Origin of the sequence: Micromonospora sp. NPDC048170 (genome assembly GCF_040652795.1) — a bacterium.
Classification (GTDB): Bacteria; Actinomycetota; Actinomycetes; order Mycobacteriales; family Micromonosporaceae; genus Micromonospora.
The window spans coordinates 34,662-57,611 of record NZ_JBEZMR010000032.1 but is presented as its reverse complement, the minus strand read 5'-3'; the positions used below and the strand labels follow the sequence as shown (position 1 = coordinate 57,611).

Sequence of the window (22,950 nt, the reverse complement as noted above, 5' to 3'; positions counted from 1 at the left end):
TGTGCCGATCATTCGATCTAGGAGGGTTCGGTGACCCAGCCACCACCGGTTCCAGGGCCCCGGAGCACCGGCGACACGCCCGGAGGCGCCGACGACGCCGACCCCGGGAACGCGACGCCGCACCTGCTCGTCATGCCACCCACCGAGGGCGCACCGCCCCCGATGGTGTGGCCCGGAGCCGAGGGCGCGCCCGCCTGGGCGATCCCCGTCAACATTCCGGCCGGGACGCGCGGGTACGCCGTGTTCATCCCCATGCTGCCGGTCACCGCCGCGGCGACGCCGGCCGAGGCCCCGCCGGCCCCGACGCCGGCACCGGTCACTCCCGCCGCCACGCCGGCCGAGGCCGCGCCGGCCGCATCGCCGCCCCTCGTCGGACCGGGGCAGGGCAGCTCGACGCCGACCGCCGCAGTCACTCCGGACGAGGCCCCATCGCCAGCCGAGGCCCCGGCGCCTGACGCCGGCAAGCCGCCGACCGCCGCCACCGCTGCGGCACCGACCGGCTCCGTCCCTTCGGCGCCCACCGCGCCCAGCGCCGGATCGACGGTCGCCACGCCGCCGGTCGCCGCCACGGCCCCGCCGGCCACCGCGCAGAGGCCCGCCGCCGCACCGCCGATCACCATGCCGGTGTTGGCGCCCCACGGATACGGGGGGACGGCTGGCGCGCCGATGCCGTACCGCGGCTACCAGCCACTTCCGCCCCGGCCGTCCTTCCTCGACACGCGCTGGCCGGGACCGGCGCCCGCCCGGGACCGGGCCGTGCCGGCCGCCGTCCTCGCCGGGGCGCTGGGGCTGGCGTTCCTCGTACCGCTCACCCGCACCGGCATCGGCTGGTTCCTCGGCTGGCTCGCCCTGACCGTCGCGGTCGTCCTCGCGGTCCGGCGGACAGGCGCGGAACTGCCGCGCGCCGACCGGTGGATCCGCGCCGGCTGGGCGACGGCGGCGCTGGCGCTGCTGTCGGTCCTGACCTTCCGCAACGCCTGGTGGCTGGTGACGTTCTGCGTGCTCGGCGCGCTCGGCTGCGCGGCCCTCGCGATCGTGGGCGGCCGGCTCGTCCGCTCGATCCTGTTCAGCCTGGTGGCGGCACCGTTCGCGGCGTTCCGGGGGCTGCCGTGGGTGCGCGGTCACCTGCACGCACCGACGAACCCGGGTCTGGCCCGCCGCGTCGTCGGGTCGACGGCGGCAACCCTGGCCGCGCTGATCGTCTTCGGCGCGCTCCTGTCCTCCGCCGACGGCGCCTTCTCCGTGGTCCTCGGCGAGCTGATTCCCGAGGTCAACGTCGGCACGGCGTTCCGCTGGGCCTTCCTCGCCGCCGTCGGCGGGCTGAGCGCCGTCGCCGCCATCCACACGTTGGCCGCGCCTCCCGACCTGTCGACCGTGGACCAGCCCGCGACGCGCCGCCTCGGCGTCGTGGAGTGGGCTCCGGCCATCAGCGCCCTGACGCTGCTGTTCGGCGGCTTCGTGGCGGTGCAGTTCACCGTCCTGTTCGGCGGGCAACGGCACGTGCTGCGCACCGCCGGCCTCAGCTACGCCGAGTACGCGCGCAGCGGGTTCTGGCAGCTCGTCGTCGTCACCATGCTGACGCTGGCGGTGCTCGGCGGGGTGGCCCGCTGGGCACGGCGGGACCGGGCGGTCGAGCGTCACCTGCTGCGGATCCTGCTGGGCCTGCTCAGCGCGCTCAGCTTCGTCATCGTGGTGTCGGCGCTGTCCCGGATGTACACGTACCAGAAGGTCTACAGCTTCACCGGCGAGCGGCTCTTCGTGATGGCGTTCGAGCTGCTGCTCGGCACCGTGTTCCTGATGATCCTGGTGGCCGGGCTCCGCTGGCGCGGGGCCTGGATCCCCGGCACGACCGTGGCGCTCGCCGTCGTGATGCTGCTGAGCCTGGCAGTACTCAACCCGGAGGACTACGCTGCCCGCCGCAACATCGCCCGGTACGAGCAGACGGGAAAGATCGACGCCTGGTACCTGCGGGCGCTCTCGGCGGACGCCACGCCGGCCCTGACCCGCCTGCCCGACCCGGCACGCCGCTGCACGCTGAGCTGGATCGCGGACGACCTCGACGAGCCGGACCCCTGGTACGCCTGGAACCTCGGCCGGGTCCGGGCGCGCGCGGCGCTCGACCGGGTCGGGCCGAACGCGGTCGGCGGACAGCGCGACTGCAGGGCCGCCGACCAGTTCGACCTGCCGAAGAGCCGCCGTTGACGACCCCGCCGTCCCCGGGTCGACCGGGGACGGCGGGTCGGTCCGGGAACATCAGGCTGGTCCCCGGGACGGCGGTCCGGGTACGCCTGCCGTGCCGCTCTGGATCGCCGACACCGGCGACAACGTCCCGCTCGGTCACCAGGGTTCGGGGATGCCCACCGCCAGGCAGCGCCGGGTGCCGGGGACCCGCTGGTAGCAGGCGGACGCCTCCAGAATGTTGGTCAGATCGGAGCGGGAGAAGGACGTGCTGCCGCCGTTGACGCAGGTGCCGCCGCTGGTCGACACCCCGCCGGTGACCTTGGCCGTGGCGCAGCCGACCGTGCCGGCGGTCTTCTCCACCGTGTTCAGCGACGAACGCTGGTCCGTGTACTGGTGGGCGCCGTAGCCGGTCAACCGCACGCCGGGTCGGGTCACCGTGTACTGGAACGCCGTCGGGGTGTAGTACGACCAACTGGCGCCGGTGCCCACGGTGCGCATCTCCGGGTCGGCCGACGAGCCCGGTACGAACATGGCGAAGCCCTTGTCGTGGGTACTCGTGCCCGTGATCATCCGGTAGACGATCACCAGCAGCCCCTGGCTGAAGCTGCCGGTCGAGTACGTCAGGTAGCTGCCGCTGCCGCAGGTGGTCCGGTCGGCGACGTAGCCGACGCCGTAGGCGTAGAGCATCACCCTGGCGCAGCGGGCGTCGTCGGCGGTGTCCTCGATCGTGCCGACCGTACTGCTGGTTCCCGAATTGTCGGTGGCGTAGCCGGTCAGCCGCACGCCGGGCAGGGTGCCGGCGTACTGGTAGGCGGTCGGGTGGTAGTAGCTCCACGAGCCCGACCAGCCGCTGCCGGAGGGCAGCGCGAACGCGGGCGAGGCGGGCAGCAGAGCGACGGCCAACGCGGCGACCAGGGCCGCGACCAGCGTCATCCGGGTCGACCGCCATCGGGAATGGGACTTCATCGGTCCTCCGATCTCCACGACATGCGGGACACCCGCCGTCACGGATCAGGTTGGCCGAGGACGTCGGCGGCGAGCACCACTGAGTCCCGAAGCGGACAGCCGGACGATGCGCCAGGTGGGGCCGGCGCGCACCGGTTCGACTCGATCAGCCAGACTCGGTCGTACCCCACGCCCGCCTGACAGCTGCCGAGCAGGCCGTACCCCTCGTCCGATGGTTGGAGCGCATGTCCCACACCCTCCTGATCTGGCTGGTCGGTGTCGTCCTGCTGGTGGGCGCGGGCCTCGCGACGACCCTGCTGCCCAGGCGGCGGGAACGGGTGCAGGAGCGGCAGACCGCCTGGTCCACCGCCCGCGTGGCCATCGACAGCGCGACCGTCAGCCGGGACGCGGCGGCGACCCGGGTGCCGGAGGCCGAGCAGCTGCTGGCCCGTGCCGAACTGATCGCCGCCGGGCGCGGCGGGGTCTCCGCCGCCAGGACGGCGGCGGAACACGCGACGGAGGCTGACCGGCTGTGGCGGACGCACCCGTGACGGCCCGCCGGCACCACCGCCACGAGCTGCTGCGCTGGGCGCTCCTCGGCATCGCCGTGGTCGTCCTGGTGGTCTTCCTGCTCGCCCAGCGGCAGCAGGGCATCGACGTCAGCTACGGCCGGTCGCCGGCTGCCACGGCGAGGATCGAGGAGGGGTCGTCCGGTGAGCTGAGCGACGCGAGCGTGCCGTCGGTGGAGGAGATGACCGCGCTGGTGACCGCCGACCCCGTGGTGCGGCTGCCCGGTGCGACCGCGCGCTGGAACGAGCAGCGGGTCCGCGAGGCAGCCGGCGACCACCCGGTCCGCATCCTGGTCGCGCCGCCCGGGCTCGACGAGGACGAACGCCGCCGGGTACGGGACGTGAGGAATGCCACCATCCGGGTGATCGGCACCGAGGTCAGCGGCGGCTTCTACCAGGCCGTACCCGACGACCTGCCCGGCTGGCGCGCGCAGTTCGCCACGGCCGACGTGACGGATCTGCTGGTGACGCTGATCGCCGGGCTGCGGGACGCGCCCGCCCCGGCTGACCACGACGAGCTGCGGTGGCGCGAGCCGACCGACCGGGAGCTGGCCGCCGTCGCCGTCGACCTGCGGGCCACCGGCCTGCACGTCGCGGCCGGGGCCACCCTGACCGGCGTCCCCGGCGACGCCTCGAAGAACGCCTTCCCGGACGGCGCCCGGTACGTCGCGCTTCCGGCGCAGCCATTCGGCGAGCCCCTGCCCCGGTACGGCCCGGCCCTGACCGACCTGTTCCCGGGCACGCCGATCGTCGTCATGTACGGCCTCTGGATCGAGTACCACGGCCCGGCGGCGGACTTCGCGGAGCTGGCCGGGGCGAGTTTCTACGGTCAGTTCGCCGGCCGGCTGAGCCGGTACGACTACCCCCAGGACAACGTGCTCGCGGCCTACCTGAACCGGGTCACCGACATCCGCTACTCGGGGCTGTTCGATCGTCCGCTGCCGTATCGGCCGGTCGACCCGCTCCGGGTGGCGCTGCCGGCGCTGCCGTGGCTCTTCGCGGGCTGCGTGGCGACGTTCCTGGTCCTCTCGGTCCGGTCGCTGCGCCGGCCGGACGGCGTGGGGATCCGGCGGGGCGACCCCGGGCGGGGCGGCACGCCGGCTCGGCTGGCCGGTCTCACCGCGCTCGCCGTCGAGATGTCCCTGCTGACCGACGCCCGCAGCGATCCGGCACTGACCCGGGGCATCGTCAAGCTCCAGGCGGCCCGGGCCGCGCTGGACGAGGAACTGCCGGACCGCCACGTGCGTACGTTGCTGGACGAGGCGGCCGGCGAGTTGGACGACGGCGCCCGGACGCTGGGGCTCGCCAGTTACCGCCCGGACCTCTACCTGCGGGGCAGGTTGTCGTGAAACAGTCCGTCCGCCGATGGCTCGGTGACCTCCTCGGCACGCCCTTCGGCGTCGCCGTCCTGGCCTGCCTGGTGCTGGCCGGCTGGGCGCTGTGGACCGGCGGGCTGCTGGACGGTCCGGCCGCCCGTCAGGTCCGCACCTCGTCCGTGTACGCCGCACCGGGCGTCGACCTGGACCAGGCCGCCGCCGAACGGATCATCGGCAACCGCAGGCTGGTCGTGCTGCTGCTGGAACCGGGTGCCGACCTCAGGCAGGGCTGCCGCCGGGTCGAGCGCGCCGCCGACGGGAACGTCGTGCTGGTGATGAGCCGCGACGCGGACGACTACGACACGTACGGGTGCGCGCTGCTGCCCGGGCGCGACGACGAGAACTTCGGCCGGGCCGCCGTCGCGGAGATGACCATCGGCCGGGGCATCGACACCTTCGTCGACCGGCCCCTGGAGGCGTTGAAGGTCGTCACCATCAACTACGACCTGCTGGTGAAGGCCGGCACCGTGCCCGACGGCGCGCGCACGATCAGCCCGTCGCTGCCCCGCTTCCTGCTCGCGGCGGCAGCCCTGGTGGCCGTCGTCGCCGGTTCGACAGCGCTCTACGTCGGTGGCCGCCGGGCGGGCCGGCTCGCGGACGCCCGTCGCCGCCGCCGCGACGGAAACGCCGACGGCCGCAGCACGCTCAGCGCCGCCGCCGCTGTGCTGGCCCAACAGATCATCGACCTCGACCAGCGGTACGCGGCGACCCGACGCCGAGGCCGCGTCAGCGGCGCCGAGAAGGCGTTCGGCAGGGAGTACCAGGCCCTGACCTCCGACTACGTCGCGTTGCTCGACCGCGTCGCGGCCGTGGACGGAGACGACGAGGACGCCGTACGCGGGCTCGTCGACCGCGTCGACGCGTTGAGCCGGCGGGCGCGGGCGATCGCCGGGCCGGCCGATGCCGACGGGCAGCAGGCCAGGGCTATCGGGTGAAGCGGCCGGCGGCCTCCCCGTCGAGGTGGCCCGGTGGGAGGCGGCGTCCGCAGATCACCAGCAGCAGGTCCTGTGCGAGCCCCCGCACCGGCGTTCCGGTGCCGTGACTCCACTCCAGATCGGTTGCCCGCAGCATCACCCCGGAGAGATCCGTTCCGAAGAACGCGATGTTCCTCGGCGTCAGCCCGGCGAGGACCATCGCCATGCGGTCGGGCGGAACGCGCCGGCCCAGCCCCAGGCCGACGGTGATGTCGAGCCCGTGGATGACATCGTGGGACAGGGCTCCGAGCGTACCGCCACCCGGTGGTTTCCAGGCATGGGCGACGTTGCCGCGGAGCGCCGCCAGGAGTTGCGCGTCGGTCATTCGGGCCGCGTCGCGCCGCGCGCACCGGTCGGCCATCCGGTTGACACGTCCACCCGCCTTCACCAGCTCGACCAACGCCCGACCGGTCGAGGTCCGGAACGGCATCGTCGTGTGGGCCACGACCTCACGGACCCGCCAGCCGGCGCACAGCGTCGGAGCGCCCCACTGCTCTGGTCGAAGGGCGGCGAGCAGGTCCGCCTGATGGCTCCGCTCCGCCACCACCGCCGCCCGGATGTCGTCTTCACCCATCGTCAGCCCCTCGTTGGTCACCGTCCGCCGCCCACCGCGACGTCCCCCAGGAGGTACGGAGGGGGCGCGACGGACTCATCGGTCGGCACACCAGCCCGTCGCGGTGCGTAGGGTCGGAGGATGCGGGAGATGCCGACCGGCGAGGACGCCCGGCTGGAGCGGTTCCGGACGGAGCTCACCGGCTACTGCTACCGGATGCTCGGCTCCGGGTTCGAAGCCGAGGACGCGGTGCAGGAGACCCTGGTGCGGGCGTGGCAGGCGTACGACCGTTACGACGAGCGGCGGGCGTCGCTGCGCACCTGGCTGTACCGAATCGCGACCAACGTCTGCCTCGACATGCTCCGCAGCGCGCAACGACGCACCCTGGCCATGGACCTCGGCCCGGCGGCCGCTGCCGGCGCCACCATCGGGCCGCCGGTCGCGGACCAACGGTGGATCCATCCGATCCCGGACGGCCGGGTCCTGCCAGCGACCGGCAGCCCGGAGGAGTTGGCCGTCCAGCGCGAGACGATCCGGCTGGCGTTCGTCGCCGCACTCCAGCACCTGCCACCCCGGCAACGCGCCGTGCTGATCCTGCGTGACGTCCTGTGCTGGACGGCCGTGGAGGTCGCGCGACTGCTCGAGACCACCGTGGCGTCGGTGAACAGCGCGCTACAGCGGGCGCGGGCGACGCTGCGGGCGAACGCCCCCACGCCTGGGGATTCGCGGCGACCGGCCGACCCGGCCCAGCGTGAGCTGCTCGACCGTTACTGCGCCGCGTTCGAACGCCACGACGTCGCCACGCTCGTGTCGCTGCTGCACGAGGATGCCACGATGTCGATGCCGCCGTTCGGGTGGTGGATCCGCGGCCGGGACCAGATCCGCCTGGCACTGCTGGACCCGGGGGCGTCCTGCGCGGGGGCGCGGCTGCGGCCGGCCGAGGCGAACGGATCGCCGGCGTTCTGGCAGACGCGCCCCGGCCCGGACGGCGAACACCTGCCGTTCGCGCTGGTGCTACTCGACGTGTTCCAGGGCGCGATCACCGGCATCGTCACGTACCTGGACGCAGACCGGCTGGTGCCGTTGTTCCGGCGGGGTGCGGCCCCAGCGGGAACGGGCCGCTGGGACCGCACGATGCCACGCGGTCAGTCCGTCGTCATGAACCCGTGACGTTTGGCAACGACACGTCGGAGAGGGCCGGCTTCTTCTTGATGAGCCCCATCTGGAGCATGGTGTCCGCCGTTTCGGTGTAGCCCGCGAACTCGGTGTTGAACTTGATGCCCTGTTCGGTGAGCTCGACAAGGACCTTGTCCTTGGTCGTCTTTACGGCATCGAGGCCGGCGATCCGTGCGGCTGCGGCCTGCGGGTCATCGTTGATCATCGCAGTGCCGCGTTTGATCGCATCCACGAGAGCGGCGTACACCTTCGGGTTCGCCTTGTGGAAGGACTCGTTGAACGCGAAAGCTCCCAGTGGCACGGGGGCGCCCAGGAGATCGTTGCCACCGATCACTTCGCGGGCTCCCTTGGCCAGGCCCTGTTGCAGGAATGGAGGCGTGGCCATGTGGGCCTGCACCTCCCCCTGAGTGAGCGCCGCCACCGCGTCCGGGTGGGGCATCATGCGGAACATGCCCTGGACCTTCTTCCAGTCGCCGAGCTCACGCATCGCCGCCCCGAGCAACGCGATGGAGCCGACGGCGTAGGGGCCGGGGGTGGCGATCTGGTCACCCGGCTGGAAGTCGGCCAGGGAGCGGTACTTTCCGTCCATCGCCACCAGCGCGACGTTTGCCGTCACGAGCGACCCGCCGAAGCGCACGGGCACGCCCTTCTCACGGGCGATGAGCACGGGCGATACGCCGACCGACACCACGTCCGCCTGGTTGGAGGCGAGAGCGGTGAGGCTGTCCCCGCCGGCCGAGAGCTGGACGTGCTCGATCTTCAGGTCGGGGCGTTCCTCTGCCAGGAGGTCCAGGCCGAGCAGCAGGCCGTAGTAGATCGTTCCGAAGTTCGTGACCACCCGGACGGTGTTGGTTTCGCCGTCGGCGCCGGTGGTGCCCTCCGACGTCGAACCGCACGCCGCGACCAGCGCGATCACGGTAGCGGCGGCCGCAGCACGAAGGCCTGTCGTCCTGCGCCGACGACGCAGCGAGCCTGCAATTCGATGCGTGCTCATGTCAACTCACCATTCCCCACCGCTTGACGGTTCGCGATTCGATAGTGTTGAGAATTCCGTACTCCACCAGCAGACCCACGAGAACGATTGTCAGCAGTCCGGCGAACACTCCACCGGTGTTGAATTCCGAGCGGTCCAGATAGATCTGCCATCCGATGCCCCCCTTACCGCCCGCGGCGCCGTAGACGAGTTCCGCGGCGACGGCGGTGCGCCAGGCGAACGCCCATCCGATCCGCAGACCGGACAGCAGGTGCGGCAGGGCGGCCGGGAAGTAGATGCTCGCGATCAGGCGTGGCCCGCGCAGCCCGAGGTTGCGTCCCACGTCCACGAGTACCGGCCTGATGGTGGAGAACCCGGCGTAGGCGTTGAGCGACATGGCCCACACCACCGAGAACACGATCACCAGGATCATCGAGCGGTCGCTGAATCCGAACCACAGCAGCGCCAACGGCAGGATGGCGATCGCCGGCAGGGGGTTGAACAGGCCCACGAGGGTCTGTAGGACCTCACGCCCGCCGGGGATGATGAAGCACCCGGCAGTCATCACGATCGCGATCAGGATGCCCAGACCGACACCTCGGACGAGCAGCGACAGCGACGCGAGCAGTCCCTGCCACAGGGACCCGTCCAGCGCCCGCTCCCACAGCACCTCGACGGCGCTGGAGAACGGCGGGAGCACGACCGGACTGAGCTGCGCCATTCGTGGGACGAGCTCCCACGCCAGGATCACCACGGCCACCACCGTGATGCGGACGGCCATTTTCTGGATCGGCTTGTTCATGCAGCGCTCATCTCCAGCTTCGTGCGCAGTTCACCGGCGAACTCGGCGCACTCGGGGCTGTCCAGCTGCCCCTGAAAGGCGTTGGTGTAGATACCCTCGAACGTGCCCCGCGGCGTCATCAATCCGATCCGGCCACCGAGGTAGACGGCCTCCTCGATCGAGTGGGTGACGAACACGAGGGTCATGTTCATCTCCTTCTGCAGGCGCAGAAGCTCGGCCTGCAGGGAAGCGCGGGTCATGGCGTCGAGGGCGCCGAATGGTTCGTCCATGAGCACGATCCGGGGGCGCACCGCGAGCGCACGGGCGATCGCGACGCGCTGCTGCATGCCACCGGACAACTGGGACGGGAACTTGTCGGCCGCGGCCGACAAGTGGACCATCTCCAGCGCGTCGAGGGCGCGTTGGCGGGGGCTCGCGGCGCCCTTCGAACCGGACTTCTTGACGGCGAACTCCACGTTCTGCAACGCCGTACGCCAGGGGAGCAACTGGTCGAAGTTCTGGAACACCATCATTCGGTCGGGTCCAGGGGCTGTCGTCTTCTTCCCGTCCAGCAGGATCTCCCCGCTGCGCAGTTCCTGGAACCCGGCCAGGGAGCGCAGCAGTGTGGACTTCCCGCACCCGGAGCGACCGATCAGGATGAAGGCTTCACCCTGGTTGACGTCGAAGGAGACGTTGTCGACGATCACGGGGCTCTTGGGCCCGTAGGCGATGGAGGCGTTTCGCACCGCGAGGGCAGCCTGCCCCGATCCGGTTGCGACGGCCGCCGGAGGGGCGTCGAGGAGACGCTCATGTCGTGGGCTCATGTTCGCTGCCTTTCGGTGACGTCGGCGCTGACGCCGGAAGGGGCACCGGCGGTGCCGTGATCGGGGCTCTCACCGGCCGCGGTGACGGCGCTCAGGTCGAGGTAGCCCAGCGCGTTCGTGGTCACACCCCGTACGCCCGGCTTCCACCCGTAGCAGGCCTGCGCGCTGTACAGCGGGATGACCGGGACGTTCTCGTGCAGCGCGATTTCCGCTTTGGACTGCGCGTCGGCGCGCGCCGGCCCCTCGGGGAGCCGGGCCGCCTGGTCGATCAGGGCGTCGAGGTTGGCGTCGGCGAAGCCGGACGCGTTGAACGGTCCGTCGGAACGGTGGTCGCGTCCGAGTGCCACGTTCAGGCTGGGCCGCACCCCCATGCCCTGGAAGGCGAGATCCCATTCGGTGTCGAGGTAGACGAAGGGCCACCACGGCGGGTCGTCGTAGAACCGGACGTCGAGGGTGATCCCCAGTTCGGCGAGTGCCTGGGTCACGTGGGCTGCGACCTTCGGCAGCGGCGCGACCTTCGTGGACACGCCGCGTAGCACCAGGCCCTCGCCGACACCGGCCTCCTTCAGGAGCGTCCTGGCGGCCTCGACGTCGTAGGTGTAGGGGGTGATCGCCGGGTTCGGCGTGCTGGAGAGCACCGATCGGGTGAGCGGGGTCGCGTTGTCACCGAAGATCATGCGGGTGAGTTCAGCGCGGTCGAGGGCGTGCGCGACTGCTCTGCGCACGCGCAGATCCGCGAGCGGGCCCGTCCGGGTGTTCAGGACGAGGGCGGCGCGGCGGGTGGAGGCGACGGTGCGGTACTCCAGGTGACCCTCCTCGGCCAGCGAGGCGGCGGCGAGCATCGGCACGTTCTCGATGACGTCGACGCTGCCGCCACGGATCGCGGCCAACTTGGCTTCGGCGCTGGCGGCCCAGATCACCCTGACCTCGTCGACGGCGGGTTGGCCGGGTACGTAGTAGTCCTCAAACGCCTCGAGGCGGACGTACTCTCCGCGCTTCCACTCGGCCAGCTTGAAGGGGCCGGCCCCGCAGGGCTGGTCGACGACGTCATCGACGATGCACGTACGCCAGGCCAGGTAGTACAGGAAGTCCGGGAACGAGTGGTCGAACTCGAAGACGACACCGTGGTCACCGTCGGCCCGAATGGCCTTTAGTCCCTGGTAGTCGCGGTCGAAGTGGGTGTCGAAGCGGCCGGAGAAGAAGCGCTCGAAGTTCCAGATCACGAGCTCGGGGGTGAGGGCGCGGCCGGAGTGCAGGCGCACCCCGTCGCGTAGCCTGAACCGGAACGTGCGGAAGTCCTCGTCGTGGCTCCACTCGGTGGCGAGGCTGGGCAGCAGCGTGCCGTCCTCGTCCATGCGCAGCAACCCGGGGGCGATATTGGCGAGCACACTCCACGGCGTGGAACCATCCGCGAGCCGACTGTTGGGATTCAGGCTGAGAATGTCATGGTTGATCAGCATGGTCAGAGACGCCATTGTCACTCCTTGAAACATGACGACACAGAATTGTCTGCCGTACGGGCATGGATCTTCGGCGCCGCCGGTCAGCCGCCCTGGAATTCACCGGAGGTGAACCCGGTCGCGGTGACAATCGGTGGGAACTGCTCGCGCCACCACTGTGCGATCTGTTCCCTGGTGGCGATCCAGACATCGGCGCGGCCCTGCGCGGTGGCGATGAAACTCTCCAACGCGCTGGCACGGGCGGCCTGGCCAGCGAGTCTGGGGTGTACGCCCACGGACATCATCCGGGGCACACCGTCGTCTTCGGCCAGCAGATAGTCCAGCGCCTTCGTGCAGTACTCCTCGAAATCACTGGGGCTGGTCATCTGGCCGTAGGCGAAATGGGTGTCGTTGTAGGCCATCGTGTACGGCACCACCAGGTGCGCGCTCTCGTTGACCTTCACGTAGTAGGGGATGTCGTCGTTGTAGGCATCGGAGTCGTACGTGAAACCGCCCTCCTCCACGAGCAGGCGGCGGGTGTTCAACGACGGCATCCACCGGCTGTACCAGCCGACGGGGCGTCGCCCCATCACTCGTTCGAAGGTCTCGACGGCCTTCGCGATGAGCGCGCGTTCGTCGGCCTCCTTCAGGTGCCACGCCTCAGCCCACCGGTATCCGTGCGAGCACAATTCGTGGTCGGACTCGTTGAGCCACTGCGCCACCTCGGGGGTGCGCTCGAGCGCAACGGCGGCCGCGAACGCCGTCATCCGGACGCCGAGCCGGTCGAACATGCGCAGGAGGCGGTGGACGCCTGCACGGCTGCCGTACTCGTAGACGGATTCGACCCCGAGGTCGCGATAGCGGGGGTCGATCGCGCGAGGCACCTCGCTGAGCCCCTCGTTCTGGCGGTCCCCGGCCCACCAGGAGCGTTCGCTGCCCTCTTCGATGTTGACGGCGATGTTCAGTGCCACCCGTGCCCCGCCGGGCCAGGTGCCCAGGGGCTGATGGCGGCCGTAACCGACATAGTCGCGGTCCGGCAAACTCATGGTGTCGGCCCTTCATTCGACGATGACCGAGGTTTCGGTATCAGGAAGTCGTGTAGATCTCGGTGATGACGGGCAGGTGGGAAGCGTGCAGGGCGTGTTTGCCCCTGAATCCGAGGGCGCGGGTGGCCTGGGCGCGGTGGCGCAGCGTCGGCACGTCGTCCTCGATGGCATGGGTGGAGTCGTGTGGTGGCTGAAGGCCGGCCGCGGCAGAGGCGAAGACGGCCTTGATCTGGGCTGCGACGATCGCCGGGGACAGGTCGGCGCCCTGCGGCCCAAGGCCGAGGTCCCTCGTCAGGTCGCCAACCCCCACGCACAGGCATCGAAGGCGTGGGGAGGCGGCAGCGATCTCGTTCATGTGCAGCACGCCGCGCGCGGTCTCGATCGTGGCCATGACCTCGGTATGCCCGATCGGCAGGCCGCGGGCCTCCTCGAGCGCGGCCAGGCGGCTGTCGAGTGCGACGATCTCGGCGGCGGATTCGACCTTCGGCAGGTTGATCCCGGTCAGGGAGGGGCCGACGATCGCGTCGAGTTCCGTCTCCAGGCGGCCGGCGTCGACGGGATGCACGCGCACGTAGACCACCCGCCCGCCCTGATCACCGGCGAGAAGATCGCCGGTGGCGCGGACGGCGTCGTGCTTCGCCTCCGGCGGCACGGTGTCCTCGAGATCGAGGATGTAGGCGTCGGCGTGGCCGAGGACGACCTGATCGGCAGCGTCGGGGGTGTGCCCGGGGATCATGAGCATCGTGATGAGCAGGGGCTGCTCGACTGTGCCGCTCATGCCCCGGCCTGTGTCTGCTCGAGTTCGGCGACGGCCCAGCGCTCGTATCGGTTCCCGGTGTAACCGAGCTCGGCGGCCATGCGGGCCGCGCACTTGAGGCCGACCTGCGCGTGCCTGCGGCGCTGGTCGGCATTCCACCGCTCGGCGGGCCCGATGATGCCGAGGGAGCCAACGATGCCGTACGGGCCGAACACGGGGACCGCGAGAGCGCCGACCCCCTGGTTCGGGTCGTGCTCGGTGCTCAGGTAGCCGTTTGCCTCGATGAACGCGAGTTGGCCGGTGATGCTGTCGCGGACCTGGGGGGTGAGCTCGGCCAGCAGGCGGGTCCGCAGCGACTCGTCGACCCACGCCAGGATCGTCTTGCCGGACGTCCCGTGCGTGAGCGGGATCGCCTCGCCGAGCGGGATGCGCCCGCGCATGATGTGCGGGCTCTCGATGCCCATGATGCAGATGCGCTGGGAACCGACGACGCGGTGGAAGCTGACGGTCTCTTCGGTGGCCTGGAGCAGCACGTTCAGTTCGCGGGAGGCGAGTCGGCCGATGATGTCGTCGACACCCGCCTTGGAGGCGAGCTGGATGAGCGCGGCGCCCGCCACGTACCCCTCGGGGCCCTTGTCAACCCAGCGGCGGGCGGCGAGGGTCTTGAGCAGGCGCGACACGGCGCTCTTGTCGATCCCGGTGGCAGCGGCGATCGCCATGACCCCCAGTGGCTGTTCGCTGTTCGCGACGGCCTCGACGATCGTCAGCAGCCGGTCGGCGAGGTTCAGGTCTTGTCTCTCATTCTGCGAGAGAGTAGATCGCTCCATGAGAGGATGCTAGCGAGGCGCAGGTCACGTGGCAAGAGCTGATTCGGCCCGCAAATGCCGTCCGACCTGCACCTGTTCGTCGACGAACGTCTCACCGGCTCACGCGGCGCCAGGTCTTGTGCTTCGCGGCACCCGCCAGGACAATGCCTCTCGCTACATAAAACTGACTCTCACAGTTCGAGAGAGACCGGAGGGAGTCAGGGCGACGGATGGCTGCTCGACAGCATTGAGATGGCCGTCCGGGCATCACAGGCGAACCCACCCGGCTACCTGGATCTGGCCCAGGAGGACTGCCGGAATCCTGAGCCCCGGGCGGTGCGACAAGGACGCCGAGATTCCCGGCGGGCGAGCCCACAGGCGCCGCCCGCGCATCCCGCGACAGATCACAACAGGAGGCAACTCGTGCACACCCGTGAGTGGACAGGCACCGGGAAAGAAGCACGGCGCCGTCGAGCCGTCGTCATGGCCGCCAGCCGAGGCCTGGGGCGGGCCGCCGCCCATGCGCTCGCCGGCTCCGGCCACGACATCACGGTGTGCGGCAGGACGCCGGACCTCCTGGCAGAGGTGGCCGGCGAACTGCGCGACTACGGCGGCGTCGTGGACGCCGTCCAGGCCGACGTCGCCACCCCAGCCGGCGTGGACCGAGTCATCCGCAGCGCAGAGCAGAGACTCGGCGGCGTGGACGTCCTGGTCACGAACGCGGGCGGCCCGCCAGCAGGCCGCTTCCTCGGCCTCGGCGAGGAGCAGTGGAACGACGCCTACCAGCTGACGCTGATGTCGACGGTCCGCGCGTTGAGCGCCACGCTACCCGCGATGGTCCGTTCCGGGTACGGACGTGTGGTCGTGATCGGCTCATCGAGCGTGTTCGCGCCCCTCGAGGAACTCACCCTGTCCAATGCCTTTCGTCCCGCACTGGCCGGGCTTGTCTCAAGTGTCGCCAGAGAGGTGGCGGAACACGGAGTGACCATCAATCTGATCGCTCCCGGTCGATTCACCACCGACCGCGTCCGCGATCTTGACGAACGGCGGGCAAGGGCCGCCGGCGTCGAGTACGAGCAGTTCCGGCAGCAGGCGCAAGCCCGTATCCCCGCCGGCCGATACGGGCACCCGGAAGAGTTGGGCGCGCTGGTGGCGTTCCTGGCCTCCGATGCCGCCAGCTACCTCACGGGCCAGAGCCTGCTCGTCGACGGTGGACTTGTTTCCCGGACTCCGTGATCCAGGAGCACCCGCGGGGCCGCGACGCGTCCGCCGGACGACGAGAGATTCCACGGTCAGCCCACCAGGGCCAAGCCGGCCAGTGATGTGGCCGCCAGGACGACCGTACCGATGGCGCCGGCACTCACCGCGGAGCGGCCACCGCGGGCGACGGCCCGCGGGTCGACCGCGGCGCCGAGCGCGAACATGGCCATGGCCAGCAGAAGCGTGCTCGTCGTGGATGCGGCGGTGAGCACTCCGCCCGGCATCCAACCGGTGGTACGCAGCGCCACCATCGCGAGAAACCCGGCCACGAACCACGGAAGGATCGGCGGAAGCTTGGCGCCGTCGACCTTCTGCGCCGCCGAACGGCGACCGATCGCGACCGCGGCGACCAGCGGCGCGAGGAGTACCACCCGGAACAGCTTCACCACCACCGCGGTGGACAACGCGGCGGCGCCGACCGCTCCCCCGATGGCCACCACCTGACCAACCTCGTGCACGCTCGCCCCGATCCACATGCCGAACATGGCATCGTCGAGACCGAGCAGCAGACCCAACGCGGGAAGGACCGCCAGCGACAGCGTGCCGAGCACGGTGACCACGGCGACCGCCGTAACGGCGTCGTCGTCCTCCCCGTCGGCAACCTGGTTCATCGCGGCCACCGCCGACGCCCCGCAGATCGCCACCCCCGTCGCGACGAGCAGTGAGCGGGCCGGGGTCATGCCCAGCCGCCGCCCGACCCAGCGGGTGACGACGAACGCGGTGGCGACGCTCACGAGCACCACGACGATTGGTCCGGCCCCGAGCCGGTAGATGTCGGAGACGACCAGTTGCAGGCCGAGCAGCACGATTCCGATACGCAGCAACGTCGACGCGGCGAGCCGCAGGCCGTCCCGGAACTGCGGCCGGTATCCGCCCAGCGCACTCAGCAACACGCCGAGCACGATCGTCACCACCAGGGGGCTGGCCGCCCCGATCTGGCGGTTCACAGCGAACCCGATGGCGGCAGCCACGCCAGCGACGAGCAGGCCCGGCAGCACAGCGGCGAGCCGGTCGGAGCTTCGCCGCGCTCGGGTACGGTCGTCGTCCGACCTGGTCGGATTCTTGGTTGCCATGAGAACAGCCTGAAGCCGGCATGCCGTGGCCAGTAGTCCTCGACCACGGTGCACGTCATAGCCTGTGGCTATGAGCCAACTTCCTGATCTGCTGTCGCTCCGACTCCTGGTCTCGGTGGCAGAGCTGGGCAGCGTCGGCCAGGCCGCCCGTGCGATGGGAATGGCCCAGCCGTCGGCCACCAAGCGGCTCGCTGCCCTGGAACGCCAGGTCCGACTTCCGCTGCTCACCCGGACCCCGCGTGGTTCACTGCTCACGGACGACGGCAAGGTCGTGGTCACCTGGTCGCTACGGCTGCTGGCGGCCGCCGACGAGTTCCAGAGCAGCCTCACCGCGATGCGGCAGGCGCGGGCGGCCCAGCTTCGCATCGCTGCCAGCATGACCGTCGCCGAGGCGTTGCTGCCCCGTTGGCTGCACAGCCTCGGTCAGCGGGAGCCCGACGTACGGGTCGGTCTGACCGTCGTCAACTCCGCCGAGGTCGCCCGGATGCTGCTGTCCGATGAAAACGTGGACATCGGGTTCGTCGAAGGCCCGACGGTGCCGGACGGACTCGACCACCGCATCGTCGGGCATGACCACCTCGTCGTCGTGGTGGCGCCGCAGCATCTGTGGGCTCGACTCAACCGCCCACTGCGGCCAACCGAGCTTGCGCACACCCGGCTGGTGGTCCGGGAGGCCGGTTCCGGCACCCGCGAAACACTGGAGTTGGCCCTACGCGACCTGGACCCGCTGCCGCCCCACCTGGCTCTCGGATCCAACGCCGCCGTCAAGGGGGCCGCCATGACCGGCACCGCGCCCGCAGTGCTCAGCAGGTACGCCGTCGAGATGGAGTTGACCTCCGGCCAACTGGTGACCGTACCGGTGGACGACCTGCCGCTGAGTCGGACGCTACGGGCCGTCTGGCCGTCTGGCCGGCGCCTCACCGGATCCGCGACGGCCCTGTTGCAGGCGATCGACGCGTCGCTTCTGACCCCACCGCCGCCCAGACCCAAGCGCCCCGGAGGGTGAAAGGGTCCCGCTCGTAGCCGGCGTCTCGTTCGGCGGCGACCGTCGGCGGCGCTCAGCGGCGCCGGGCCGCCCCTCGTCGGGCTGGAGCTGCCGCAGGACGACGAGCCCGCTCAGGACTGAGCGATGCGGACCATGTCGGCGCGTGCGTCGTCGCTGGTCAGGTCTTGTTCACCGGCCGCCCAGGACAGCACGTAACGGCCAACCGCCCGGGCGTCACCCACCTCGGCGAGGGCGCCGGCAGCCTTCGTGGCGGTGGCCTGGTCGGCGTACTCGGTGACGGTGACCGCGTCGGTGGTGACCTGCGAGGCGCAGCCCGCCCCGGTGTCCCCGTCCTTCGCCTTGCAACCGTCCGACGTGTCGCGGGGATTCGGCGCCGGCCACTTCGCCGCGATGGCGTCGACCACCCGCTGAGAGCCCGTCTTCATGTCCGGCACCGACGGCTCCTCGCCGCAGCCGGCCAGCGCGACGGCCAGCGCGGCGACCAACCAGATGTGACGTGCCCTCATCGAGACCTCCTGTAGCGAGTGCTCCGGGCACGGTACAGCCCAGCGGCAAGGACCCGCTGGTCACTGACCCGACACAGTGCCGCAGGAGGCTCCCGTACTCCGCTTCGGCGCATCGACTAAGGGCTATCCCGCGATGTCCCCCTACGTGGAGCAAACGGCCCTCCGATCGGTATCCGGAGGGCCGTTTCTGCTGGTGAAGTAAGGTGGGGCGGGCGGGACTCGAACCCGCGACCGAGGGATTATGAGTCCCCTGCTCTAACCGGCTGAGCTACCGCCCCAAAACACCGCGCCGGATCCTATCCCGCCCGGCGGATCACCGGCCAGCACCAAAACGGCATCGTCGCTCATCGGCGTCGTCGGCGTAGCAGCACGATGGGCAACGCGAGAATAACAGCGAGCAGCCATCCCACGACGATGACGCCCCACAGCCAGCCCTCGTCGCTCTCCGCGGTCTCGGTGACGAACATGCCGAGGGTCAGCAGGAAGGTCCCTCCGCCGATCACCAGCGCGACGAGGCCGCTGACGACCATCAGCGGAATCTCCCACCAGGAGCGCTTCACCGGCTCCCGCCGCTCGGTCCCGGCCGCGGCCCGTGGCTGCGGGATGCGTTCCGGGTCGCGGGCCGGCATGGCCACCTGCCGGTCGTCCGGCACCTGGGAGTCGATCACCCGGATCGCGCCGGGGTGCAGGTCGAACATGGTCGGTTCGATCCGCATCGAGATGGCGTCGGCGCCGATGAGCTGCCGGGCGCCGTCGGGCCAGGTGAGCATGAGGGCGCACTCGGCGTACTTCACGGTGAGCGGCCCGCCGTGGCCGAGCCAGCTCACCCCGTCCACGCCGACGTGCAGTTCGCCGTCGCCCTCCTTCTCCCGGTAGGCGGTGCCGGTCACCGTGTCGGCCGAGCGGGTGGGCGCCTCGGCGAAGCCGGCCCAGTCGGCCCGGTGTCCCTCGGGCACCATCAACAGTGCGCCGGCCAGCGCCTCACGGGCGACCTCGTGCACGTCGTCGGTGTCGACGGCCTTCAGCTCGGCCCGGTGCTCGTCGACGGTGAGGTTGCGCTCTCCGGTGAGCACGTTGAAGGCGTACGACGGCAGCCGTGCCGCGTCCACCTCGGCGGTGCCGAGGAAGTCCTCCCGTTTCGCCACGACGGCGTCGAGGTCGGCCTGTTCGATCCGGCCGACCCGCAGCTTGGCGAGCGTGTCGACGAAGCCGCCGAGCACGGCGTCCTGCTTCTCCGGCAGCGCGTCGGCCAGCGCCCGCAGCGTCGCGTTGCCGTCGCCACGCGGCTCGTAGCCCGCCGTGGTCTGGTAGGAGAGCCCGCCGTCCTGGCGCAGCGCCCGGTACAGCTCGCGCTCCAGCACCCCGGCGAAGACGCTCGCGGCGGTCCGGCGCCGCACGACGGCGTCCAGCACCACCGCCCGCGAGCCGCCGACGAAGTACGCGGGGGTCTGCGGCAGCGCCGACGACGCGGCCGGCACCGGCTGCCGTACGCCCGAGGGCAGTGCCAGCCGCAGCCCGGCGGGCACGGCCTTCCCGGCGATCCAGAGCACCGCGTTCTCCCGGGTGAACCAGCGGGCGGCCCACTGCCGCAGGTCGTCACCGGTGAGCGGGCCCAGCCCCCACTCGGGGTAGCTGGTGATGCCGAAGTCGCGGGCGCCGTGCCGCCACAGCGGGATGTCGTCGGAGGCGGCCGTGCCCCGGCTGCTGTGCTCCGTACGCAGGATCTCCTTCTCCACCTCCAGCCGGCCGGTCGGCAGTTCGGTCAGGTTGGCGCAGACCGAGGTGAGGAAGGTGGCGATGTCCTGCGCGGAGCCCTGCATGTGGAACGTGGTGAACGCTGGCGCGGTGGCCCCGTTGACGTGGTAGTCGGCCAGACCGAGGGGGGCCAGCGCGAGGTGTTCCAGCAGGTGGGTGATGCCGCTGCGGGCGAGCGTCTCATCGGCGGTGCCGACCCGGAAGGTCAGCCCGGCGCGCATCGGCCCGCCGGTGGGGGCGAGCAGCGTGGGCACCCCGTCCACGTCCAGTTCCTGGATCATCGTGAACGACCCTTCGCGTACGCCTCGGCGCGGTACCTGACGTATCCCTTGGCGCCGCCGAGGTAGGACCAGGGATATTCGCTGCCGAGGTTGCCGAGCGCCTCGAACTGGGCGCGGGCGGCGTCCCACATCTCCAGCCGGCTCAGCATCAGCGCGAAGACGGAGCGGACGGACACCCAGCCGGGCCGGTGCTGGAAGGCCGGGTGCAGTACGGAGCGCTCCGCCGCCTCCCGGACCTCCTTGGCGACCTGCGGGTCCCGCATGTACCGGGCCCGCTGCGCCGAGGTGTCGAAGTCGGCCCAGCGTTCCAGGTGTGCCTCGGCGACCAGTACCCCGTTGGGCGCGCCCTCGGGGGCGGCCAGCGTGCACTCGTGGGCGAAGGCGAACGCCTTCTCCCAGCTGCCGCTCCACTTCGGGCAGTACTGCTGGAGCAGCGAGGTCTGCGCCGACAGATGGTGCGGCGCGTGCGCGACCAGCCGGTCGTAGCGGCGGCGGGCCTCGGCCTGGCCGAGTTGCAGGCCCATCGCGGTGGGCAGCCGCAGTTGCCAGGCCGCCACGTTGCCGGGGTCACGCGCGCAGATGTCGATCAGCAGCTGCTCCGCCTGCCGCAGGTGGGCGTGGAACTGGTCGAACTGCTCCCGGCTGACGTGCGCGGCCCGGGCGTCGGAGCGGATTCCCCAGCCGACTTCGATCAGGTGCGAGGCGAGCAGGGTCGCGGCCAGGGTGTCGTCGGGCTGCCGTGCGAGCACCGCGCGGAGGAACGGCTCGATGCCCTCGACCTCCCCGCCGACGCGGACGAGCAGGGTGTGCCCGTCCCAGTCGAGCGGTTCCAGGAGCCGACGGACACCGGGCCAGTCGCCGCCGGCCAGCGCCGCGCGCAGGCGCGTGACCTCGGGAAAGGCGGCGGCGGGGTCGAAGTCGGGCGCCGGGAGGGGGTCGGGCATGGCGAGGATCATAGGTGATCTTCACCGGCTGCCAGAGCCCTCCGTTCAGCCTGTACGCAGCTCCGTCAGGACGGCCCCGGCGGCACGCCAGCCGCTGGCGAGCGCCCCCTGGACGGAGGGGCTGTCCCGGTGGTCCCCGGCCACGAACAGGCCCTTTCCCAGCGCCACCGGCTTGCGCAACCGCCCCTGCGGCGGGGGCGCGGCAGGCAGCGCGTCGGGAACGGAGACCGTGGTCAGGTGGGTCCAGTCGGCCGTGGACCGGCCGTAGAGACGGGCGAGTTCCGCCCGTACGGTCGGCTCGGGCGGGGCCGACGGGCCGACCACCGAGGTGGCGACCAGGTGCCGCCCGGCCGGCGCGTACGTCGGCGCGGCCTGGCTGGTCACCACCGTGTTGGCGACGAGCTCGCGCCGGTCGCCGTCGACGAGCAGGATCGGCTCGTCCAGCGGCGCCTCCGCTGTGCTGTGGTAGTACGTCGTGTAGCTGTGCATGCGTACCGCCGGGAGACTCGGCAGCAGCGTGGCCGCCGCCGGCGGGTCCACGGCGACCACGACGGCGCGGCAGCGGATGTCGCCGGCCTGGGTGCGGACCCGGCCTGGCGCCACCTCGGAGACCGGGGTGTCCAGTTCGATCAGGTCCACCGGGAGCGGGTCGGCGACGGCGCGGGGCAGCGCGGCCATCCCCTCGGCGGGCAGTCCGATCCGGCCCCGGGCGAAGGAGCGCAGCACCATCGCCAGCACGTGGCTGGAGGTCGCCAGTTCCCGGTCGAGGAAGACGCCGGACAGGAACGGCCGCAGCAGTTCCTCGATGATCGCGTCGGAGAGGCCGGCGCGGCGCAGCGCGGCCTCGGTGGTGGTCTCCGGCGCGGCGAGCAGGCGTCCCGCCGGGAGGGTGGCGCAGCCCGCGGCGAGGGCGGCGAGCCGCAGCCGGTCGAGCAGCGAGCCGACGCCGGCCAGCGCGGTGCCGGGCACGCCGGTGGGTTCGCGCAGCGGGTTGACCAGGCGGGTCAGCCGGTCGTCCCGGCGCACCAGCACGCCGGAGGTGAAGTAGCCGAGGCGCAGCCGGTCGACGTCGAGCAGGGTGCCGAGCCGGGGGTACGCGGTGTTGAGCACCTGAAAGCCCCGGTCCAGCAGGTAGCCGTCGACCGCGTCGGTGGCGACCCGGCCACCGAGCCGGCCGCCGGCCTCCAGCAGCCGCCACGGCACGCCCGCGCGGTGCAGCCGCCGGGCCGCGGCGAGCCCGGCCAGGCCGCCGCCGACCACGACCACGTCGGTCTCAGCGAGCATTTCGCGCCTCCCGCTCCCCGTTCGTCCGGGTCAAGCGGCCCGGCCACCAGCTCTTCGGCCCGATGTCGTACGACAGCGCGGGCACCGGCAGCGAGCCGGCGACGCAGTGGGAGTTTCGCTCGACATCGACCATCCTGCCGGGCGATCGCGCCCAGGGTGGCGGAAACCGGGCGTCCCACCAGCGGCGCTGCGGTCAGGGCGGCACGGCCGGGAGGCAGCGCGGGCGCGGCACCGGCGGCAGGAACGGCGAATGCCCGCCGGCGTGGCCGACGGGCATTCGGTGTGGAAGCTCCCCCGTTTGGACTCGAACCAAAAACCTGCCGGTTAACAGCCGGCTGCTCTGCCAATTGAGCTACGGGGGACCGTTGCGTCTTCCGGCGCTGTTCCTTCTGCGCCGTGCGACGGGGACAAGAGTACAGGATTCCGGGGGGTGTTGGTCCA

The 22,950-nt window shown here is 71.3% G+C and carries 21 protein-coding genes and 2 tRNA genes; 7 read left to right on the top strand and 16 right to left on the bottom strand.

What is annotated here, in order from left to right; genetic code table 11:
* The first annotated feature begins 30 nt into the window (after positions 1–30).
* Positions 31–2,202, top strand: a complete 2,172-nt coding sequence (locus AB0D32_RS27975) for a DUF4173 domain-containing protein (RefSeq protein WP_357096527.1) — start codon at positions 31–33, stop codon at positions 2,200–2,202.
* Between the two features lie 135 nt (positions 2,203–2,337).
* Here the strand turns inward: AB0D32_RS27975 and AB0D32_RS27970 are convergent, their stop codons facing one another.
* Entirely contained in the window at positions 2,338–3,147 is an 810-nt protein-coding gene (locus AB0D32_RS27970) for a hypothetical protein (RefSeq protein WP_357096525.1), read from the bottom strand.
* A gap of 224 nt (positions 3,148–3,371) precedes the next feature.
* Between AB0D32_RS27970 and AB0D32_RS27965 the strand changes: the two genes are divergently transcribed.
* The 3 genes from AB0D32_RS27965 to AB0D32_RS27955 are packed head-to-tail and all read left to right on the top strand — an operon-like array spanning position 3,372 to position 6,006.
* Entirely contained in the window at positions 3,372–3,677 is a 306-nt protein-coding gene (locus tag AB0D32_RS27965; protein WP_357096522.1) for a DUF6403 family protein, read from the top strand.
* Complete coding sequence (locus tag AB0D32_RS27960) at positions 3,659–5,044, top strand: hypothetical protein (RefSeq protein ID WP_357096519.1); 1,386 nt, start codon at positions 3,659–3,661, stop codon at positions 5,042–5,044. Before AB0D32_RS27965 ends, AB0D32_RS27960 begins: the two co-directional genes overlap by 19 nt.
* Positions 5,041–6,006, top strand: a complete 966-nt coding sequence (locus AB0D32_RS27955; protein WP_357096516.1) for a hypothetical protein — start codon at positions 5,041–5,043, stop codon at positions 6,004–6,006. Before AB0D32_RS27960 ends, AB0D32_RS27955 begins: the two co-directional genes overlap by 4 nt.
* Here AB0D32_RS27955 and AB0D32_RS27950 read toward each other — a convergent pair.
* Positions 5,996–6,619, bottom strand: a complete 624-nt coding sequence (locus AB0D32_RS27950; RefSeq protein WP_357096513.1) for a maleylpyruvate isomerase family mycothiol-dependent enzyme — start codon at positions 6,617–6,619, stop codon at positions 5,996–5,998. The genes AB0D32_RS27955 and AB0D32_RS27950 overlap by 11 nt on opposite strands.
* Positions 6,620–6,739: 120 nt before the next feature.
* Between AB0D32_RS27950 and AB0D32_RS27945 the strand changes: the two genes are divergently transcribed.
* A complete protein-coding gene (locus AB0D32_RS27945) occupies positions 6,740–7,768 on the top strand; it encodes a sigma-70 family RNA polymerase sigma factor (RefSeq protein WP_357096510.1) in 1,029 nt (342 codons plus the stop codon).
* Here AB0D32_RS27945 and AB0D32_RS27940 read toward each other — a convergent pair.
* From AB0D32_RS27940 to AB0D32_RS27910, 7 genes are all read right to left on the bottom strand, one after another.
* Positions 7,755–8,768: an ABC transporter substrate-binding protein gene (locus tag AB0D32_RS27940; protein WP_357096508.1), complete on the bottom strand. Its 1,014-nt coding sequence runs from the start codon at positions 8,766–8,768 to the stop codon at positions 7,755–7,757. The genes AB0D32_RS27945 and AB0D32_RS27940 overlap by 14 nt on opposite strands.
* Before the next feature lies 1 nt (position 8,769).
* Positions 8,770–9,549 carry an ABC transporter permease subunit gene (locus tag AB0D32_RS27935; protein ID WP_357096505.1) on the bottom strand — a complete coding sequence of 260 codons (780 nt, stop codon included), beginning with the start codon at positions 9,547–9,549 and terminating at the stop codon, positions 8,770–8,772.
* Positions 9,546–10,235, bottom strand: coding sequence for an ABC transporter ATP-binding protein (locus tag AB0D32_RS27930; protein ID WP_357096502.1), 690 nt, complete (start codon positions 10,233–10,235; stop codon positions 9,546–9,548). The genes AB0D32_RS27935 and AB0D32_RS27930 overlap by 4 nt, the downstream gene beginning before the upstream one ends.
* Positions 10,236–10,348: 113 nt before the next feature.
* The gene (locus tag AB0D32_RS27925; RefSeq protein WP_357096499.1) at positions 10,349–11,827 is read right to left on the bottom strand and encodes an ABC transporter substrate-binding protein; all 1,479 of its coding nucleotides are present in this window, start codon (positions 11,825–11,827) and stop codon (positions 10,349–10,351) included.
* 68 nt (positions 11,828–11,895) lie between these two features.
* Entirely contained in the window at positions 11,896–12,837 is a 942-nt protein-coding gene (locus tag AB0D32_RS27920; RefSeq protein WP_357096496.1) for a polysaccharide deacetylase family protein, read from the bottom strand.
* A gap of 40 nt (positions 12,838–12,877) precedes the next feature.
* The gene (locus tag AB0D32_RS27915; protein WP_357096493.1) at positions 12,878–13,615 is read right to left on the bottom strand and encodes an aldolase/citrate lyase family protein; all 738 of its coding nucleotides are present in this window, start codon (positions 13,613–13,615) and stop codon (positions 12,878–12,880) included.
* Complete coding sequence (locus tag AB0D32_RS27910; RefSeq protein ID WP_357096490.1) at positions 13,612–14,421, bottom strand: helix-turn-helix domain-containing protein; 810 nt, start codon at positions 14,419–14,421, stop codon at positions 13,612–13,614. The genes AB0D32_RS27915 and AB0D32_RS27910 overlap by 4 nt, the downstream gene beginning before the upstream one ends.
* Before the next feature lie 402 nt (positions 14,422–14,823).
* Here AB0D32_RS27910 and AB0D32_RS27905 point away from each other — a divergent pair, with 402 nt between their 5' ends.
* Entirely contained in the window at positions 14,824–15,636 is an 813-nt protein-coding gene (locus AB0D32_RS27905; protein ID WP_357096487.1) for an SDR family oxidoreductase, read from the top strand.
* A 56-nt stretch (positions 15,637–15,692) separates the two neighbouring features.
* Here AB0D32_RS27905 and AB0D32_RS27900 read toward each other — a convergent pair whose 3' ends face one another.
* Positions 15,693–16,733, bottom strand: coding sequence for a putative sulfate exporter family transporter (locus tag AB0D32_RS27900; RefSeq protein WP_357096484.1), 1,041 nt, complete (start codon positions 16,731–16,733; stop codon positions 15,693–15,695).
* Between the two features lie 70 nt (positions 16,734–16,803).
* Here AB0D32_RS27900 and AB0D32_RS27895 point away from each other — a divergent pair, with 70 nt between their 5' ends.
* A complete protein-coding gene (locus tag AB0D32_RS27895) occupies positions 16,804–17,739 on the top strand; it encodes a LysR family transcriptional regulator (RefSeq protein WP_357096481.1) in 936 nt (311 codons plus the stop codon).
* Positions 17,740–17,849: 110 nt separating this feature from the next.
* Here AB0D32_RS27895 and AB0D32_RS27890 read toward each other — a convergent pair whose 3' ends face one another.
* The 6 genes from AB0D32_RS27890 to AB0D32_RS27865 all read right to left on the bottom strand — a co-directional run bounded on the left by AB0D32_RS27890 (position 17,850) and on the right by AB0D32_RS27865 (position 22,871).
* Positions 17,850–18,245 (bottom strand): hypothetical protein, encoded by a 396-nt coding sequence (locus AB0D32_RS27890; protein ID WP_357096478.1) that lies wholly within the window; start codon positions 18,243–18,245, stop codon positions 17,850–17,852.
* A gap of 204 nt (positions 18,246–18,449) precedes the next feature.
* A tRNA-Ile gene (locus AB0D32_RS27885) sits at positions 18,450–18,523 on the bottom strand.
* A gap of 66 nt (positions 18,524–18,589) precedes the next feature.
* Complete coding sequence (locus AB0D32_RS27880) at positions 18,590–20,281, bottom strand: insulinase family protein (RefSeq protein WP_357096475.1); 1,692 nt, start codon at positions 20,279–20,281, stop codon at positions 18,590–18,592.
* Entirely contained in the window at positions 20,278–21,225 is a 948-nt protein-coding gene (locus AB0D32_RS27875; RefSeq protein ID WP_357096472.1) for a hypothetical protein, read from the bottom strand. The genes AB0D32_RS27880 and AB0D32_RS27875 overlap by 4 nt, the downstream gene beginning before the upstream one ends.
* Before the next feature lie 45 nt (positions 21,226–21,270).
* Entirely contained in the window at positions 21,271–22,509 is a 1,239-nt protein-coding gene (locus AB0D32_RS27870; RefSeq protein ID WP_357096469.1) for an NAD(P)/FAD-dependent oxidoreductase, read from the bottom strand.
* Positions 22,510–22,798: 289 nt separating this feature from the next.
* Positions 22,799–22,871 (bottom strand) — tRNA-Asn (locus tag AB0D32_RS27865).
* Positions 22,872–22,950 lie beyond the last annotated feature (79 nt).

Coding starts and splice junctions, on each gene's coding strand:
- AB0D32_RS27970 (WP_357096525.1), bottom strand. CDS start 3,147: ATGAAGTCCCATTCCCGATGGCGGTCGACCCGGATGACGCTGGTCGCG.
- AB0D32_RS27965 (WP_357096522.1), top strand. CDS start 3,372: ATGTCCCACACCCTCCTGATCTGGCTGGTCGGTGTCGTCCTGCTGGTG.
- AB0D32_RS27950 (WP_357096513.1), bottom strand. CDS start 6,619: ATGGGTGAAGACGACATCCGGGCGGCGGTGGTGGCGGAGCGGAGCCAT.
- AB0D32_RS27945 (WP_357096510.1), top strand. CDS start 6,740: ATGCGGGAGATGCCGACCGGCGAGGACGCCCGGCTGGAGCGGTTCCGG.
- AB0D32_RS27940 (WP_357096508.1), bottom strand. CDS start 8,768: ATGAGCACGCATCGAATTGCAGGCTCGCTGCGTCGTCGGCGCAGGACG.
- AB0D32_RS27935 (WP_357096505.1), bottom strand. CDS start 9,549: ATGAACAAGCCGATCCAGAAAATGGCCGTCCGCATCACGGTGGTGGCC.
- AB0D32_RS27925 (WP_357096499.1), bottom strand. CDS start 11,827: ATGGCGTCTCTGACCATGCTGATCAACCATGACATTCTCAGCCTGAAT.
- AB0D32_RS27920 (WP_357096496.1), bottom strand. CDS start 12,837: ATGAGTTTGCCGGACCGCGACTATGTCGGTTACGGCCGCCATCAGCCC.
- AB0D32_RS27915 (WP_357096493.1), bottom strand. CDS start 13,615: ATGAGCGGCACAGTCGAGCAGCCCCTGCTCATCACGATGCTCATGATC.
- AB0D32_RS27910 (WP_357096490.1), bottom strand. CDS start 14,421: ATGGAGCGATCTACTCTCTCGCAGAATGAGAGACAAGACCTGAACCTC.
- AB0D32_RS27900 (WP_357096484.1), bottom strand. CDS start 16,733: ATGGCAACCAAGAATCCGACCAGGTCGGACGACGACCGTACCCGAGCG.
- AB0D32_RS27895 (WP_357096481.1), top strand. CDS start 16,804: ATGAGCCAACTTCCTGATCTGCTGTCGCTCCGACTCCTGGTCTCGGTG.
- AB0D32_RS27890 (WP_357096478.1), bottom strand. CDS start 18,245: ATGAGGGCACGTCACATCTGGTTGGTCGCCGCGCTGGCCGTCGCGCTG.
- AB0D32_RS27880 (WP_357096475.1), bottom strand. CDS start 20,281: ATGATCCAGGAACTGGACGTGGACGGGGTGCCCACGCTGCTCGCCCCC.
- AB0D32_RS27875 (WP_357096472.1), bottom strand. CDS start 21,225: ATGCCCGACCCCCTCCCGGCGCCCGACTTCGACCCCGCCGCCGCCTTT.
- AB0D32_RS27870 (WP_357096469.1), bottom strand. CDS start 22,509: ATGCTCGCTGAGACCGACGTGGTCGTGGTCGGCGGCGGCCTGGCCGGG.